Genomic DNA, 16,341 nt, shown 5'->3' with positions numbered 1-16,341 from the left:
TTCTTGAGGAAACGCAAATTTGGTGGCGTTCTCGTTAATCTTCGCCATCCGGTTGTTTCCAATTCGTTAACCATGTTTTGAAAGGTTTGATTAAGCGGGCGCCATTTTCATCGGGCCGCCTGACGAGAGCGATGCGAAGCTCGCAGCATTCATGAGGAAAGACATGCCAGTCATCACATTTGCCAATGCCAAGGGTGGCGCGGGCAAGACCACAGCGGCCCTGATCCTTGCCACCGAGCTTGCAAGCCGGGGGCACCGCATCACCATCCTCGATGCCGACCCGCAGCGCTGGATCAGCCACTGGCACGAGGTTTCCGGCCGCCAGCGCAACATCGCCGTCATCTCGGAGGTTTCGATGGGCTCCCTCCAGGGCCATATCCGCGAGAACCGGGATACGACCGACTATTTCATCATCGACCTTGCCGGTGCACGGGATGCGCTGGTCGCCACCGCCATCGGTCTCTCCGACCATGTGATGATCCCCGTGCAGGGCTGTGCGATGGATGCGCGCGGCGCGGCGCATATCCTCGAGCTCCTGAAACAGCTCGACGAGAAGGCGGGCATCCGCATCAACCACTCCGTCGTGCTCACCCGCATGAATGCGCTGGTGACGACGCGGGCGATGACCACCATCAAGGCGCTGCTCGCCGCTCGCGGCGTTGCCGTGCTCGATACGCCGATCGGTGAACGTACCGCCTTCCGCGACATCTTCGACTGTGGTGGCACGCTCTATACGATGGATGCGGCCAAGGTGAGCAACCTCGACAAGGCCTGCGAGAATGCGCGCCTCTTTGCCGACGAGGTTCTTCGGCTCCTGCCGGTGCGCAAGCGTGTCGCCACCGAACGCGGCTTCTTCCGCACCCTTCAGCGGGCGGCCTGACCGCTTCAAATTGACGAATGCCAAGAACGGCTGCGACGAACGGCGCAGCCGTTTTTCGTGCCGCAACGCAAAGCTGGTAATGAACAATTTACTACGCTTAACCTAATGATATCGCGTTAGAAAGCCACCCCATCGGCCTTGCGCCGCCACGGGGACCCATGAAGGGTTACGGGCAAGATGCGGTGTCGCCCGGCACCGCTGCCCCGATTGTTTGTCGCTTTCCCCGTTTTCTCGAGTTGCCAGGATACCCTTCGGAATGAAGCCAGCCCCGCAGACCGCCAGCCAGAACCATGATATCGCGCGCCGTCTGGACTACCTCGGCCTCGACGAGGCAGCCCTGAAGCGTCTGCGTACGCTGAAGCCCTTCATCGAGAAGGAGCTCGGCCCGGCGTTGGACAAGTTCTACGCGATCGTGCGCAAGAGCCCGGAGGTGAACCACCTCTTCTCCAACGAAGCGCATATCAACCGGGCGAAGAATGCCCAGCTCGGTCATTGGGCGAACATCGCAACCGGCGATTTCACGGGCGACTATGCCACCAAGGTCCAGACGATCGGCCATGTGCATGCGCGCATCGGCCTGGAGCCGCGCTGGTATATCGGTGGCTATGCGCTGATCGTCGAGCATCTTCTGACGGAAGCCGTCAAATCTCTCTGGCCGAAGCAGGGCCTGTTTGCGCGCCAGGAGATCGGGCCGGAAGAGTTCGCGGCGCGTTTCTCCAGCCTGCTCAAGGCGATGTTCCTCGATATGGACCTCTCCATCTCCGTCTACAACGACATGACGGATCTCGCCAAGCAGCAGGCGGTGCAGGCCCAGGTCGTCGCCGAGGAGCGCAAGATCGTCAGCGACAGTTTCGGTGCTGCGTTGAAGCGCATCTCCGACGGCGATCTCACCGCGCGCATCACCGGCCCGTTGCCGCAAGCCTACGAGGCGCTGCGCGATGACTTCAACCACGCCATTTCCACGCTCTCGCAGGCGATCGGCAGTATTGGCGCAGGCGCCGGCTCCATTCATCTCAGCGCTCGTGAGATCGCGGTTGCGTCCGACGACCTTGCCAAGCGCACCGAACGGCAGGCCGCGAATCTGGAGGAAACGGCCGCCGCCGTCGAGCAGGTGACCACCACCGTGCGCCAGACGGCCCAGAGCGCCAATGAGGCGAACGCCCTCGTGATCGCGGCGCGTGACAATGCGCAGCACGGCGGCGAGATCGTGGAGCATGCGATCGTCGCCATGGGAGAGATACAGGCGTCCTCCTCGGCCATCGCCAACATCATCGAGGTGATCGACGAGATCGCCTTCCAGACCAACCTGCTTGCGCTCAATGCCGGTATCGAGGCGGCGCGGGCGGGCGAGGCGGGGCGCGGCTTTGCCGTCGTTGCCTCCGAGGTGCGGGCGCTTGCCCAGCGCTGTGCCGATGCGGCGAAGGACATCCAGAACCTCATCGCCAAGTCGCATAGCCAGGTCGAGGACGGCGTGCGTTCGGTCGGCGAAGTCGCCCAGTCGCTGCGCCAGATCGTCACCCAGGTCGTCGAGGTCAGTGCCGTGTTCAATGCGATCCGTGCCAGCACGGCGGAACAGGCGACGGGCCTGCTGGCGGTCAATCAGGCGATCAACGCCATGGACCAGATCACCCAGCAGAACGCCGCCATGGTCGAGGAGGCGAATGCCGCCAGCCAGGCCTTGACGCAGGAAGCCGCCTCCATCGCTGCCCAGCTCAGCGCCTTCCGCACCAGCGGCGAGGCCCGCCCGGCGCAGGGCTCCGGCTACAGCCGCGCGGCTTGAGGCTGTCTTTCGGTCCATCGGGGCGGAGCGGCACGGAAGGCTGCTCCGCCCTATTTCCAGGGTATTTCCGCTGAGCGCGCGTTCATCGGAAGTGCTTTGTCCCCTTGTTTTTCCGGCATTGTCCGACGCCGAAGCGATCCCGTTTCGGCTGGAAATGCTCTATTTTTGCATGCGCGCCTTCAGAAGCTCCATAAGCTTGCCGTCGCGCGGCAATGTGCCGGCCTTGCCCTGTTCCTTCAGCCAGTAGAACCGGCCGGGTTCCACCTTGGCGGACAGTTCATAGTCCATGCCCTCCCACTCGTCCTCGCGGAAGGAATAGAAGGCCCAGTGGCCGCCTCGCGCATCCACGGCGTCCGTGACGTCGGTCAGATAGGTGCCGCAGTCGGTCCACAGGCGCATGCAGCCGAATTCGGCGGCAACCACACGGCTCGGCGGCACGCCGGCGGCCTTTGCCCAGTCGAAGGCCGTGCCGATATGATCGCCGATGGCCTTCCGATCCCAGATCATCCTGCCGCCGGCATAGTCCGTCGTGGCACCGGGATAGGAAAGCGGCGTTTTGCGCTTCATGTTCGGCGCGCTCGTGGCGTCATAGGGCTCGTACATGTGGAAGGCATAGAGCACCCGCTCATCGGCAAGACGCTCCGGCCAGGCGGCGAGGGCACGCGGATTGGCGTAGTAGCCGCCATCGACCATCACGGGCGTTACCGGATCGACGGTGCGGATTGCCGCGATCATGCGCGTGTAGAGGTTTGGCAGGTCGCGGGTGCTGCCGGTGTTCTTCTCCTGCCAGGCGGAGATCTCCGCCATTGCGGCGTTTTCCGCAAGCCCGGTCGTCTTTTCCGGGGCCGGTTCGTTGAGCAGGTTGTAGGCGGCGACGGCCGGATGGTCCTTGAGCGCCGCTGCGAGGTCGCGCCAGAACGCGACCGCCTGGCCGGCATAGGCCGGGTCGGACCATAGCCGGTCGTCGAACTTTCCGCCGTTCTGCTGCTTCCAGCGTGCGCCGGGCAGGCTGAGCGGGGTGATCACGACCTTGAGACCGGCGGCCCCGGCGGCGTCGAGCGTCTCGCGCAGCCTGGCGAGGTCGCCGGGCGGCAGGCCCTTGTAGCGGTCTGCGTCGCCGATCAGGAAGTCCCTGCCTTCGCCCTGCCATTTGCTGAAGGTTAGCCTTACCCAGCTTGCGCCGGTTGCTGCGAGTGCGTCGAAATAGGCCCGGTCCGGTGCCGCGGCGTTGAAGCTGTTGCCGCCCTTCTGCGGGCTGTCCCAGAAGCCGATGAGGTCGGCAGCGCCGGCGGCCGGCGGCAAGAGGCCGGCAAGCGTGAGGCAGAGAAGGGCGGGGCGGAGTTTTTCAAGCACGGGAGACCGGATTTTCGAATGCGACTTGCAGCAAGGGCGTGCGGAAGGATGGTTGCCCGTTCGCTTGCCAGAAGGACGTATCGACGCCAAAGGCGGCATTTTCCGGCCCACCGCGTGACGGAACGGCGCCACGCAACGGTTTTTCCGCGCAAATGAAAAAGCCGGCCTGAGGGCCGGCTTTTGCGGGGCATCGTGTCATCGTCAGTCGACGAACTCGACCGTCACGCCGGCGCTGGCCATCTTGGCGAGTTCCGTCGCGTCCCAGTTGGTCAGACGGATGCAGCCGTGGCTCTGCGTCTTGCCGATCTTCGAAGGCTCCGGCGTCCCGTGGATACCGTAGGTCGGCTTCGACAGCGCGATCCAGACCGTGCCGACCGGGCCGTTCGGACCGGGCTGCAGGGTCAGCACCTTGTTGTTGCTGCCCTGCTGGAAGTTGATCTTCGGGTTGTAGGTGTAACCGGGATTGAGCGCGATGCGCTCCACGGTCACGGTGCCCGACGGCGAGGGCGTGTCGGCCGAGCCGATGCTGGCCGGATAGGCGGCGATCAGCGTGCCGTTCGCGTCATAGGCGAGCACCTGCTTGCGGCCCTTGTCGGCGAGGATCTTGGCAACCTTGCCGGTCTTCTTCTCGCCGGTATCGACGACCTTGATGATCGTGCCGGGAATGGTGAAGTCGACCCCCGGGTTGATCTCCTTCAGATAGGCCTCGTCCATGTGGAATTTTTCGGCCAGCATTTCCGTGGTCGAAGTGAAGGAGAGGTGCGGCAGCGCCGCCTTCTGGGCATAGTCGTCCGGGATGGCGGCGACATAGGGGCCGGCCGCATCGGCAGCACTGATTTCGTAGGTGGTGAAGGCGAGGCCGCCCGACAGGCGCAACCGTTCCAGAATGTCGTCGGCATTGTTCGGGTCGAGCGTCTCGCCCGTCGCATTCTGCCAGGCCTCGATCGCCTTGGTGACGTTCGAGCCCTTCCTGCCGTCGATCACGCCGGGCGAAAAGCCCTCGCGGTCGAGGAAGACCTGGAGCGCGGTGATCTCGGCGGAGGACATCTTGCCGATCGCGATCGCCGGCTGGAACTTCGGGCCGGGCACGAATTCCGCATTGGGGTCGGTGCTGTTTTCCGGCAGCGCCGCGCTGTCGTCGGAAAAATCGGGCAGGGGCTGCGAGCCGCCGAAATCGGCGTCTGGCAGCGGCTGGCGCTCGATGTCGCCCGGCAGGCCCTCGCGGATTTCCGGCACGGAGCTGGTGGTGAGCTCGTCGCCGTAGTCGGCTTCCGGCGCCGGGGGGAAATAGTCGGGGTTCGTTTCGGGGTAGCCGCGCGTCTCGCGGCGCGGGCGATAGTCGTCGCCGCGCGCGAAATAGCGGTCGGCCTGCATGGCGGTTGCGACGACGTTGCCCCAGCCGTCGACATAGACGGTGCGACCGCGGTTGTCGCGCATCACGCGCACGCTGCCATCGTCGGGAACATAGTCGAGAATATCGCCTTCCGGCGAGACCAGAACCGTGTCGCGCGAGGAGAAACGCTGCTGCGCGTGCGCCGGCAAGACGGCGATTCCGAGGACGGATGCCGCGGCAAGGAGCGAAAGGCTTGTTTTAAAAATAGAATTCACGACTCTTGACCTGCCTGCTTGCACATATTGCGCGGACGGAACACTTCAATTCAGACCTTAATATGAAAAAACTGAATCGATGGTGAACGTAAGGTCAACGCGAATTGCAAAAACTTGTGACCGGGCGTGATGGTTCCCGTGACGCGATGCGAGGCAAGGGGGCCGGCCGTGCCCCGGCGGCCATCCCGCCACGCAGCCTTTCGGTTTTCCGCCGAACCGGGAAGACACGCTATCCTTTTGTTTTATCGCCGTTCCGGCCGTAAAACCGCGTCGCACTTTCGCGGGAATTGCTCTAGCATGCCGCCGATTGATTGCCCCTTGCCGGAGACCCGGATGACCTTTTCCCTTACCGCCCAGACACAAGACCAGTCCTTTCGTCTCGATCTGACGCCGCAATCGGTGCTCGACGTCGCCGGTGCCGTTTTTCACGGCGTCGATCTTGCGCCGGGGGCAACGGTGCCTTCGGACGGCGATCCGCGCATCGACAAGGCGCTGCCTGGCTTCCTGTTCACCTGCGGGCCGGATCACATCCGCCACCCGGTGCCGGTCGAGGGGGCTGCTGACGGGCGGCTCTATCCGTTGCACGGGTCGTTTTCATCCTCGCCGGCGCGGGACGTGCTGGTCGAGGAGGACGAGGGGGAGGTTATCTGCGAGGGGCGCGTCGCCGTTTCGCTTGCCCATGGCGGCAAGGCCGATCTTGCCCGCCGCTGGCGCGCCGACCGGAGCACCGGCCACATCACGCTCGACGACCGCGTCACCAATACGGGCGGCACCTCCTGGCCGCCCTTCGGCATGTATCACATCAATTTCGGCACCGGCCTCTTCGATGCGGACACGCGGCTGACGGGGGCGATGCTGCCCGGCGGCAGCCTGCCGTGGCGCTTCGGCGAGGGCGACCGCGAGATCTTCTGCGTGCCGGCGGCCGAAACGGCGGCGCATGGCTGGGCCGAGATCGCCATCGGCCCGATTGCGGCGCTTGGCGGTCGCAGCGTCCATATCCGTTTCCGCACGGATACCCTGCCGCATCTGCAGGTCTGGCGAAACCTGTCGCCAGGCTCGGCGGTGCTCGGCATCGAGCCCGTCTCGCACCGTCTCGTGCCGCGCGCCGAGTTGATCACCTCCGGTGAGGCGGCGAATTTCGCGCCCGGCGAAAGCGTGAGCTACGGCCTCGCCTTCGAGGTCCGCTAGTAGGATGTCTGCGCGTTTTTCGGGCGGAAGGGGCGTTCCTTCGTTGCCGGAGCGATGCGCTTCAGCTCTTTTCGGGAATTGCTATAGATTTTGCATGATTGACGCTCCCGCGGCTCGGGCTTAAACGGTGAGCACCCCTGTTTTCTAGAAGGAACCGCCCATGGATATCCGCGAGATCAACGACGAATATTCCGTCTCCGGCCAGATCGCCGTCGGGGATCTCGACGCCATCGCCGCCCTGGGCTTCAAATCCATCGTCTGCCATCGCCCGGACCATGAAGAGGCAGGCCAGCCGGAATTCTCGGCCATTGCGGCGCGTGCGAAGGAACTCGGTATCGAGACGGCCCATGTGCCCGTCGGCCCGATGGGCGTGACTGCGGAAGCGGTGAGCGGCATGGTTGACGCGCTCGACGAGTTGCCGCGCCCGATGCTCGGCTACTGCCGTTCCGGCATGCGCTCGACGAAGACCTACGAGCAGGCGCAGCATCTTCGCGGTTGAGGACCTGGCTCCTCAACCGCCTGCCGTTGCCTTCTCCCCGTAGGCGGGGCGAAGGGGAATGCCGCAACGGCTTCCCAAAGCATCGACGATATGTTGGTAGGTGAGGCATTGCCCCATCCGCCTTCTCCCCGCTTGCGGGGAGAAGGTCGCAGTAGCGGGATGAGGGGCGTTCACGCCCCAAAACGTCATTTCCCGCTGCGGATATCCGAGAGCGTGCGCGTCGGCGTGATCGCTTCCGGGTCGAGCTTCACCTCGATGATCGCCGGCTTGCCGCTCTGGCGGGCGCGCAGGAAGGCTGGCGCAAAATCCTCCGTCGTCTCCACCGTTTCGCCATGGCCGCCATAGGCGCGGGCGAGCGCGGCGAAATCCGGGTTGGTCAGATCCGTGGCGCTGACGCGGCCGGGATACTCCCGCTCCTGGTGCATGCGGATCGTGCCGTAGATGCCGTTGTTGACGACGACGGTGATGATCGGAAGGTTGTAGCGCACGGCGGTGGCGAATTCCTGGCCGTGCATCATGAAGCAGCCATCGCCGGCAAAGCAGATAACCTCACGCTCCGGGAAGAGCTGCTTGGCGGCGACCGCGGCGGGCAGGCCATAGCCCATCGAGCCCGATGTCGGGGCGGCCTGCGTCGCAAAGCGGCGGAAGCGATGGAAGCGATGCACCCAGGTCGCATAGTTGCCGGCGCCATTGGTGAAGATCGTATCCTCGGGCGTGTTTTCCTCCAGCCAGGCCATGATCGGGCCCATCTGCACGCCGCCCGGGCCGGTTTGCGGCGGGGTCGACCATTTCAGGTAGGATTCATGCATGGCGGCGGTACGGGCGGCCCAGCGCGGGGCGGTCTTCGGCGCGAGGCCGTCGAGCGCGGCGACGAAATCCTCTGGCGCCGCGCAGATCGCAAGGTCCGGCCTGTAGACACGGCCGAGCTCGGACGGGTCCGGATAGACATGCACCAGCGTCTGCTGCGGGTAGGGCACCTTGAGCAGGCTGTAGGTCGAGGACGGCATTTCCGAATAGCGGCCGCCGAGCAGGATGACGAGGTCCGCCTCGCGGATCTCCTTGCCGAGTGCGGGGCTGATGCCGATGCCGCTGTCGCCGGCATAGTTCGGGTGCTGATGATCGAACAGCATCTGGCGGCGGAAGGAACAGGCGACGGGCAGCGACCAGCGCTCTGCAAAGGCCGTGAAGCCGGCGACGCTCTCTTCGGACCAGCGTGTGCCGCCGAGGATGACGAGCGGACGCTCGGCTGTTTCGAGACGTCGCGCCAGCTCTTCCATCTGCTTGCGGCCGGGGTGTGCCTCGACCGGCATATAGGCCTTTGCGTCGACGGCCTCGACCGTATCCGTCAGCATGTCCTCGGGCAGCGCCAGCACCACCGGGCCCGGCCGGCCGGAGGTGGCGACGGCAAAGGCGCGCGTGATGAATTCGGGGATGCGGCGGGCATCGTCGATCTCCGCCACCCACTTGGCGACCTCGGTGAAGGCGCGACGGTATTCCACCTCCTGGAAGGCCTCGCGCTCGCGCGCATCGCGCTGCACCTGGCCGATGAAGAGGATCATCGGGATCGAATCCTGCCGCGCGATGTGCAGGCCCGCCGAGGCGTTGGTGGCGCCCGGGCCGCGCGTGACCATGCAGATACCGGGCTCGCCCGTCAGCCGGCCCCAGCAGTCCGCCATCATCGCCGCGCCGCCTTCCTGCCGGCAGACGAGCACGTCGACATCGGTGTCATGCAGCGCATCGAGCACGGCAAGGTAGCTTTCGCCCGGCACGCAGGCGACGCGCTTGACGCCATTGGCAACGAGGGCATCGACGATCAACTGGCCACCGGTCTTCATGCGCTTTTCTTTCCTGCTTCGAGGATGCCAAGTTCCGCCATCACGGCGTCAGTATGTTCGCCGAGCCGCGGGCTCGGCCGGTCATAGGCAAGGGGCGTGCCCGAATAGACGATGGGCGTGCGCACGCCGGGAATGCGGTTGCCGTCGGCATCGGGTAGATCGATGCGCAAGCCCCGCGCCTTCACCTGCGGATCCTCGAAGGTCTCGGCGATGGAGTTGATCGGCCCGGCTGGCACGCCCTCGCGCTCGCAGGCGGCGAGCAGATCGGCCTTGCTGATGCTGGCCGTCGCACCGGTGACGAGGCGGCGCACCTCGTCGCGATGGGCGACGCGCGCCCGGTTGGTGGCGAAGCGCTCGTCGTCGGCGACGCCCTCGAGCTTCAGGATGCCGCAGAGCTTGCGGAACTGCCCGTCATTGCCGACGGCGAGGATGATGTGCCCGTCGGAGGTGGGCACGACCTCGTAGGGCGAGATGTTGGGATGCGCATTGCCGAGCCGCGTCGGCGCGTTGCCGGAGGCGAGGAAGTTCATGTTCTGGTTCGCCATGACGGCCGACTGCACGTCGAGCAGCGCCATGTCGACATGCTGGCCCTGACCGGTTTTCATGACATGGATGAGTGCCCCCTGGATGGCGGCGACGGCATAGATGCCGGTGAAGATGTCGGCGATGGCGACGCCGGCCTTCATCGGCTCGCCGTCCGGTGCGCCCGTCACCGACATGAAGCCGGACATGCCCTGCACGATATAGTCATAGCCGGCGCGAGCGGCATAAGGACCGTCCTGGCCGAAGCCGGTGATCGAGCAGTAGACGAGTTTGGGATGGGCCTTGGCGAGGCTCTGGTAATCGAGCCCGTATTTGACGAGGCCGCCGACCTTGAAATTCTCGATGACGACATCGGCCGTCGCGACAAGGCGGTGGACGACGGCGCGGCCTTCCTCGGTCTTGAGGTCGACTGCGATAGAGCGCTTGCCGCGATTGGTGGAATGGTAATAGGCGGCGGACAGGTTCTCGCCGCCCCTGCCGGTCACGAAGGGCGGGCCCCAGGCGCGCGTGTCGTCGCCGCCGTCGGGGTTTTCGATCTTGATGACATCGGCGCCCATATCGGCCAGCATCTGCCCGGCCCAGGGACCGGCGAGAACCCGCGCCAGCTCGATGACCCTAATGCCTGACAGCGGCAGGTTCGACTTCTCCATCGTGCACTCCCTCCTCGGCGGTGCCGGAATGCGGCCGGCCGCCGGGCTTTTCGCCCGTTTCCCTTTCGATAACAAAAAGCTGCCGGACACGATAGACGGCGCCCGGCGGGAGATCATGACGGCTCAGACTGACATGATGCCTGCCGCGCCGTTCGCGCGGGCGGGCAAGGTCAGATCGGCGTGGAGACGGGCGGTATCGTCGCCGTCTTGTTGAGCTTGCGCTCGCGCCAGATGACGTAGAGGCCGGAGGCGATGATGATGGCGATGCCGAGCCATTTCACGGCGTCCGGCAGGTGGCCGAACACGAGCCAGCCGAGGATCGTCGCCGAGACGATCTCGAGATATTGCAGCGGGGCGAGCGTCGAGGCGGGGGCCGAGCGATAGGCGTAGACGCCGAGCACGCCGGCTATGGTGGCGGCGACGGCGGCGCTGGCGATGTAGATTGTGTTCGCCATGTCGGGCACGACCGGCGTCAGCATGGCAATGCCGAGCCTGCCGCCGACGAGGAGGAGCAGGCCGGAGAACAGCGCGCCCCAGAGGCCTGCATAGAACTGCATGGACCAGGGGTCCTCCTTCTGGGCGACGAGCCGCGTCAGGAGGAAGAACAGCGCGAGCGAGAGGGCCGACACGACGGGCAGCAACGCGATGGGGCCGACCTCCTGCAGGCTCGGCTGGATGACCAGCAGCGAGCCGAAGAAGCCGACGCCGCAGGCCGTGTAGCGCCGCCAGCCGATGGTCTCCTTGAGGAAGATCGAGCCGAGGATGGTCAGGATGATCGGCTCGACGAAGAAGATGGCGATAGCGTCGGCCAGTTCCATGACGGCGAGCGGTGTGACGAAGGTGATCATGGTGATCGCCATCAGAAGGCCGCGGGCGGCATGCAGGCCCATCTTCCGCCAGGTGACATCAAGAAGCGTGCCGCGCAGGAGGCAGATCGGCCCCAGAACGGTCATCTGGAAGAGCAGGCGCACGAAGGTGATTTCGGTCGCCGGCACGGCGGTGACCGCCAGTTTCGCGAAAATGTCGATGATCGGCGCGATGAGAACCGAGAGCACCATGAGGGAGAGCCCGAAGCTGACCTCGTTGCGCAGCGGCGTGATGGTGGCGGATGTGGTCATGCGTGTTCCCGGGCGCGGGTCCGTGCGTCCACCACCCGCCGGCACCAGACGGCAAAGGCGTCGACGGCGGGATCGCGGAGCGGCCGGCTCTCCTTGAGCGTTTCGTGTCGCATGCCGCGATAGACTGTTGTGGTGACGTCCTCAAGCCGCGATTTTTTCAGTCGCCCGGCAAAGGCGTGCACCGCGCGGCCGAAATCCGTCGCCGGGTCCTCCTCGCCGCCGACGAGATGGATCGGCAGGCGCTTCGGCAGGCGCGCAAGCCCTTCCGCCGAGGCATTGGCGAAGGTGACGGCGAAGATGTCGATCCACATCGCGACGTTGACGTCGAAGCCGCAGAGCGGGTCGGCGATATAGGCGTCCACCTCGGCGGGGTCGTGCGACAGCCAGTCGAAATCCGTGCGGCGGTTCGCGATGGCGCGGCCCCAGGCGCCAAAGGTCAGGCGCGGCAGCAGGCCGCTCGGCACATCGGATCCCTTCAGCATGCGTTCTGCTGCCAGCACGACCTGCGCCACGCGTCCGGAAAACCCCGGTTCGAGATTGGAGTTCCACACCGCGAGCGCGTCGATATCGCCAGGATGCGCCTGCGCGAAGGCGAGGGCCAGCAGGCCGCCCATCGAATGGCCGAAGAGCACGACCGGCAGGCCCGGATGCCGCGCCGCCGCATGGTCGCGCACGGCGCGCAGGTCCGCGATCACCCGGGCGATGCCGTCCTTGGGCGCGAACTGGCCGCGCGGGGCGTCCGGCGCGGTGGTGAAGCCGTGGCCGCGATGGTCGTGGGCATAGACATGAAACCCTTCCGCCGCCAGGCGTCCGGCAAATTCCGCGTAGCGTGCGCTGTGCTCGGCGAGGCCGTGGCTGACGAGCAGGATGCCGCGCGCCTCGCCCCGGGCGGCCTCGTGCCGCAGTGCAAGGCTCGCTCCACTTGGGCTTTGCAGCATCGAAGCCAGCGAAAACACCGGTCTGTCCTCCCGTTTCGGCAAGGTCAACGCGATTTGCCGATGAAAGACAACGGGATACGGCGTGTATTTTTGTGCTTTCTCCTGCATGTCGTGATTTTTCCGATTTATGGTTGCATTTTATGGATTTTTGGTTGTATATGATCTTGTTTTGTTCTTGTTCGGGAGCCGGTCATGATGACCAATGCCGCACTGACTTTCAAAGCCGCCCTTTCCCTCCTTGCTGCGTGCCTCCTTTTCCTCGCAAGTCCCGCGGCCGCCCAGACCGTACCGGCGAGCAGAGAGGGCCGCGAGGTGCTGTCCGTCAGCTGGCAGAAAGGCTACTGCGCCGCCCGGCCGAGGAGCCGCGGCTGTGCGGATTTCTCCGCGAATGCGCCGGCGGCCCGGCAGTTCTCGCTGCTCAGCCGGTTCCAGGTGCGCAAGAGCTATTGCGGCATCGAGGCGGCGCTCAAGCAAAGGGCCCGCAAGGGCAAGTGGACGGAGTTGCCGGATATCGTGCTCGCTTCCGTCACGAAGGAGCGCCTGATGGCGGCCATGCCCGCCGCGCGCCTCGGTCTCGACCGCCAGCAATGGTTGCGCAGCGGCAGCTGCGTCGCGGTGTCCCCGGAGATCTACTACAGCCGCTCGCTCGACCTGCTCGATACGCTCAACGCCTCGCCGGTGCGCGCGCTCTTTTCACAGAAGGCGGGGGCGGCGGTCACCCTTGCCGAAGTGCGGGCCGCCTTCGACGCCGCCTTCGGCAAGGGGGCCGGCGAGCGCGTGCGGCTCAGCTGCCGCAAGACGGAGGGCGGCTCCGTCGTAACCGGCCTCACCATCGGCCTTGCCGGCGATGGTCCGACGCTGGCCGAGCGCATCTCCGCCGCCGTCCCGACAAAGTCGCGGTGCACCGAGGGTGTGACGGGCCCGGGGCAGGCGGGGTAGGGCAGCGCGAGCGGGCGGGGTGTCCTTCAGCCTGGACTGTCGAGACACCGGTCGGATTTGGGCACCGTGTCGCTTGCCGACGGTATCAACAGGATGCGGGGCGGGTTTTCGCCGTGGGGCGCAGCGCGGCTTTCTTACATTGCCGCGGGCGGAGAATTCGCCTACATAGCGGGCAAATTTGTCCGATCCGGAGCGCGTTTGCATGGCACGTCAATTCATCTACCACATGTCGGGGCTCAACAAGGCCTACGGCGCCAAGAAAATTCTCGAAAACGTCAACCTGTCTTTCTATCCCGATGCCAAGATCGGCATCCTCGGCCCGAACGGCGCGGGTAAGTCGACGGTGCTGCGCATCATTGCCGGCCAGGACAAGGAATATACCGGCGAAGCCTGGCTCGCCGATGGTGCGACCGTCGGTTACCTGGAGCAGGAACCGCATCTCGACCCGACCAAGACCGCCTTTGAGAACGTCATGGTCGGCGTTGCCGACAAGACCGCCATCATCGACCGCTACAACGAGCTGATGATGAACTATTCCGACGAGACGGCTGACGAGGGCGCCAAGCTCCAGGATATCATCGACAGCCAGAACCTCTGGGACCTGGAACAGCAGGTCGAGATGGCGATGGAAGCGCTGCGCTGCCCGCCGAAGGATTCCGATGTCACGCTGCTGTCGGGTGGTGAACGCCGCCGTATCGCGCTCTGCCGGCTGCTGCTGTCGCAGCCCGACCTGCTGCTGCTCGACGAACCGACCAACCATCTCGATGCCGAAACCATCGCGTGGCTTGAAAAGCACCTGCGCGATTATCCGGGCGCCGTGATGATGATCACCCACGATCGCTACTTCCTCGACAACGTGACGGGCTGGATCCTCGAGCTCGACCGCGGCCGCGGCATTCCCTACGAAGGCAACTACTCTGCCTACCTGCAGGCCAAGGCCAAGCGCATGAAGCAGGAAAGCCGCGAGGAAGCCGGCCGCCAGAAGGCGCTCTCGCGCGAGCAGGAATGGATCGCCTCCAGCCCGAAGGCGCGTCAGGCGAAGTCCAAGGCCCGTATCAAGGCCTACGAACAGCTGGTCGATGCGGCAGAAAACATCCGGCCCGGCGACGCCCAGATCATCATCCCGGTCTCCGAGCGTCTCGGCAACGTGGTCATCGAGCTGGAAGGCATTAAGAAGGGCTTTGACGGCCGCACGCTGATCAACGACCTGTCGATCAAGCTGCCGCCGGGCGGCATCGTCGGCATTATCGGCCCGAACGGCGCCGGCAAGTCGACGCTGTTCAAGATGATCACCGGCCAGGAAACGCCCGATAGCGGCTCGATCCGTATCGGCGACACCGTGCACCTTGGTTATGTCGACCAGAGCCGCGACGCGCTCGACGGCAACAAGACCGTCTGGGAGGAAATCTCGGGTGGCGCCGAAGTCGTCAAGCTCGGCAAGTTCGAGATGAATTCGCGCGCCTATTGCGGGGCCTTCAATTTCAAGGGTGGCGACCAGCAGCAGAAGGTCGGCAATCTTTCGGGCGGCCAGCGCAACCGCGTGCACCTTGCCAAGATGCTGAAGGCCGGCGGCAACGTGCTGCTGCTCGACGAACCGACCAACGACCTCGATACGGAAACGCTCGGTGCGCTGGAAAGCGCGCTTGAGAGCTTTGCCGGTTGCGCGATCATCATCAGCCACGATCGCATGTTCCTCGACCGCCTTGCGACGCACATCCTGGCGTTCGAGGGCGACGGTCATGTCGAATGGTTCGAAGGCAACTTCGAGGACTACGAAGAGGACAAGGTCCGCCGTCTCGGCCCCGATGCCCTCAACCCCGGCAGCCAGGCCTACAAGCGCCTGACGCGCTGAGGCACGGTGCCATCACACCCTTTGAGAAACCCCGGCTTGCCGGGGTTTTTCTTTTGGCGTGTTGATGGGAAGATCGGCGACACGGATTTGCCCTTGCGCGACGCGGGTTAATCACATAAACATATCTTTATGTCTTGATTGGATGGGCCATGGGCGACATGCAGAAACTCGGACTGGACGACATCGTGGAGATCCTGAAGGCGGCGGGTGAACCGACGCGCCTTCGCCTTCTCGCGCTGCTGTCGCACGGCGATCTGACCGTGACCGACCTGACCGACATCCTCGGCCAGTCCCAGCCACGCATCTCGCGCCACCTGAAGCTGCTCGCCGAGGCCGCGCTCGTCGACCGCTACCAGGAGGGTGCCTGGGCCTTCTTCCGGCTGAGCCAGGGGGGACCCGCCGTCACGCTCGCCCGTCAGCTCCTCGAGAGCGCCGACCCGGCAGACGCGGTATTCGCCCGCGACGACGAGCGGCTGCGCGTGCTGAAGAAGATCCGCGCCGACAAGGCGCAGGCCTATTTCAGCCGAAACGCGGCCGAGTGGGACGCGGTGCGCCGGCTGCATGTCAGCGAGGCGGAGGTGGAGGCGAGGCTGGCCCAGATGATCGGCACGGAGCCGGTGGACGGTTTCCTCGATCTCGGCACGGGCACGGGGCGCATCCTTCAGCTCTTCGAGGGGCTCTACAAGCGCGGCGTCGGCGTCGATGCCAGCCGCGACATGCTCGCGGTGGCGCGCGCCAATCTCGACCGCGCCGGCATCACCAAGGCCTCGATCCGCCACGGCGACATCTTCAACCTGCCGCTGGAGCGTGACGAGTTCGACGTCGTGACGATCCACCAGGTGCTGCACTTTCTCGACGAGCCGGACGCGGCGGTGGCCGAGGCCGCCCGCATGCTCGCGCCCGGCGGGCGTCTCGCCATTATCGACCTTGCCCCGCACGCGCTTGAACATCTGCGCGACGAACATGCCCATATCCGCCTCGGCTTCTCGCACCAGACGCTCGCCGAGTGGCTGGAGAAGGCGGGGCTTGTCGTCGAGGAGGTCGTCGACCTCAAGCCTGCGCATTCGGCCGCCGATGCGCTGACCGTCACCATCTGGCTTGCCCGCGACCAGCGTGAACGGGCCGCCGACACCATTGCCATCCGCAGGAGGAGTTGAC

13 protein-coding genes are annotated in these 16,341 nt (G+C 65.2%); 7 read left to right on the top strand and 6 right to left on the bottom strand.

Annotated elements, in window-relative coordinates:
• Positions 1 to 163: 163 nt before the first annotated feature.
• Both K0P03_RS11795 and K0P03_RS11790 read left to right on the top strand, forming a co-directional pair.
• On the top strand, positions 164 to 880 hold the full coding sequence (locus tag K0P03_RS11795; protein ID WP_024271540.1) for a ParA family protein: 717 nt from the start codon (positions 164 to 166) through the stop codon (positions 878 to 880).
• 256 nt (positions 881 to 1,136) lie between these two features.
• Entirely contained in the window at positions 1,137 to 2,660 is a 1,524-nt protein-coding gene (locus tag K0P03_RS11790) for a globin-coupled sensor protein (protein WP_023516166.1), read from the top strand.
• Positions 2,661 to 2,819: 159 nt separating this feature from the next.
• Here the strand turns inward: K0P03_RS11790 and K0P03_RS11785 are convergent, their stop codons facing one another.
• Positions 2,820 to 4,013, bottom strand: coding sequence for a glycoside hydrolase family 5 protein (locus tag K0P03_RS11785; RefSeq protein WP_272789673.1), 1,194 nt, complete (start codon positions 4,011 to 4,013; stop codon positions 2,820 to 2,822).
• Between the two features lie 201 nt (positions 4,014 to 4,214).
• Complete coding sequence (locus K0P03_RS11780) at positions 4,215 to 5,564, bottom strand: L,D-transpeptidase family protein (RefSeq protein WP_443020579.1); 1,350 nt, start codon at positions 5,562 to 5,564, stop codon at positions 4,215 to 4,217.
• Positions 5,565 to 5,954: 390 nt separating this feature from the next.
• Between K0P03_RS11780 and K0P03_RS11775 the strand changes: the two genes are divergently transcribed.
• Positions 5,955 to 6,809: a DUF4432 family protein gene (locus K0P03_RS11775; RefSeq protein WP_272789671.1), complete on the top strand. Its 855-nt coding sequence runs from the start codon at positions 5,955 to 5,957 to the stop codon at positions 6,807 to 6,809.
• 160 nt (positions 6,810 to 6,969) lie between these two features.
• Positions 6,970 to 7,308 carry a TIGR01244 family sulfur transferase gene (locus K0P03_RS11770; RefSeq protein ID WP_023515378.1) on the top strand — a complete coding sequence of 113 codons (339 nt, stop codon included), beginning with the start codon at positions 6,970 to 6,972 and terminating at the stop codon, positions 7,306 to 7,308.
• A gap of 185 nt (positions 7,309 to 7,493) precedes the next feature.
• Here K0P03_RS11770 and K0P03_RS11765 read toward each other — a convergent pair whose 3' ends face one another.
• The 4 genes from K0P03_RS11765 to K0P03_RS11750 all read right to left on the bottom strand — a co-directional run bounded on the left by K0P03_RS11765 (position 7,494) and on the right by K0P03_RS11750 (position 12,410).
• Positions 7,494 to 9,143, bottom strand: a complete 1,650-nt coding sequence (locus K0P03_RS11765) for a thiamine pyrophosphate-binding protein (protein ID WP_272789670.1) — start codon at positions 9,141 to 9,143, stop codon at positions 7,494 to 7,496.
• On the bottom strand, positions 9,140 to 10,336 hold the full coding sequence (locus K0P03_RS11760; RefSeq protein WP_272789669.1) for a CaiB/BaiF CoA transferase family protein: 1,197 nt from the start codon (positions 10,334 to 10,336) through the stop codon (positions 9,140 to 9,142). The genes K0P03_RS11765 and K0P03_RS11760 overlap by 4 nt, the downstream gene beginning before the upstream one ends.
• A gap of 170 nt (positions 10,337 to 10,506) precedes the next feature.
• Entirely contained in the window at positions 10,507 to 11,454 is a 948-nt protein-coding gene (locus tag K0P03_RS11755) for a DMT family transporter (protein ID WP_024271542.1), read from the bottom strand.
• Entirely contained in the window at positions 11,451 to 12,410 is a 960-nt protein-coding gene (locus tag K0P03_RS11750; protein ID WP_443020544.1) for a lysophospholipase, read from the bottom strand. The genes K0P03_RS11755 and K0P03_RS11750 overlap by 4 nt, the downstream gene beginning before the upstream one ends.
• Positions 12,411 to 12,584: 174 nt before the next feature.
• On the opposite strand from K0P03_RS11750, the gene K0P03_RS11745 reads away from it, so the two are divergent.
• The 3 genes from K0P03_RS11745 to K0P03_RS11735 all read left to right on the top strand — a co-directional run bounded on the left by K0P03_RS11745 (position 12,585) and on the right by K0P03_RS11735 (position 16,340).
• Positions 12,585 to 13,331 (top strand): ribonuclease, encoded by a 747-nt coding sequence (locus tag K0P03_RS11745; RefSeq protein ID WP_272789668.1) that lies wholly within the window; start codon positions 12,585 to 12,587, stop codon positions 13,329 to 13,331.
• A 202-nt stretch (positions 13,332 to 13,533) separates the two neighbouring features.
• Complete coding sequence (ettA, locus tag K0P03_RS11740) at positions 13,534 to 15,183, top strand: energy-dependent translational throttle protein EttA (protein ID WP_130515303.1); 1,650 nt, start codon at positions 13,534 to 13,536, stop codon at positions 15,181 to 15,183.
• 149 nt (positions 15,184 to 15,332) lie between these two features.
• The gene (locus K0P03_RS11735) at positions 15,333 to 16,340 is read left to right on the top strand and encodes an ArsR/SmtB family transcription factor (RefSeq protein ID WP_023517041.1); all 1,008 of its coding nucleotides are present in this window, start codon (positions 15,333 to 15,335) and stop codon (positions 16,338 to 16,340) included.
• Position 16,341 lies beyond the last annotated feature (1 nt).

The organism is Shinella sp. HY16 (genome assembly GCF_028534175.1).
Taxonomy (GTDB): Bacteria; Pseudomonadota; Alphaproteobacteria; order Rhizobiales; family Rhizobiaceae; genus Shinella.
Note: the sequence above shows the minus strand (reverse complement) of the source record. Positions and strands in the feature narration are given on the sequence as shown.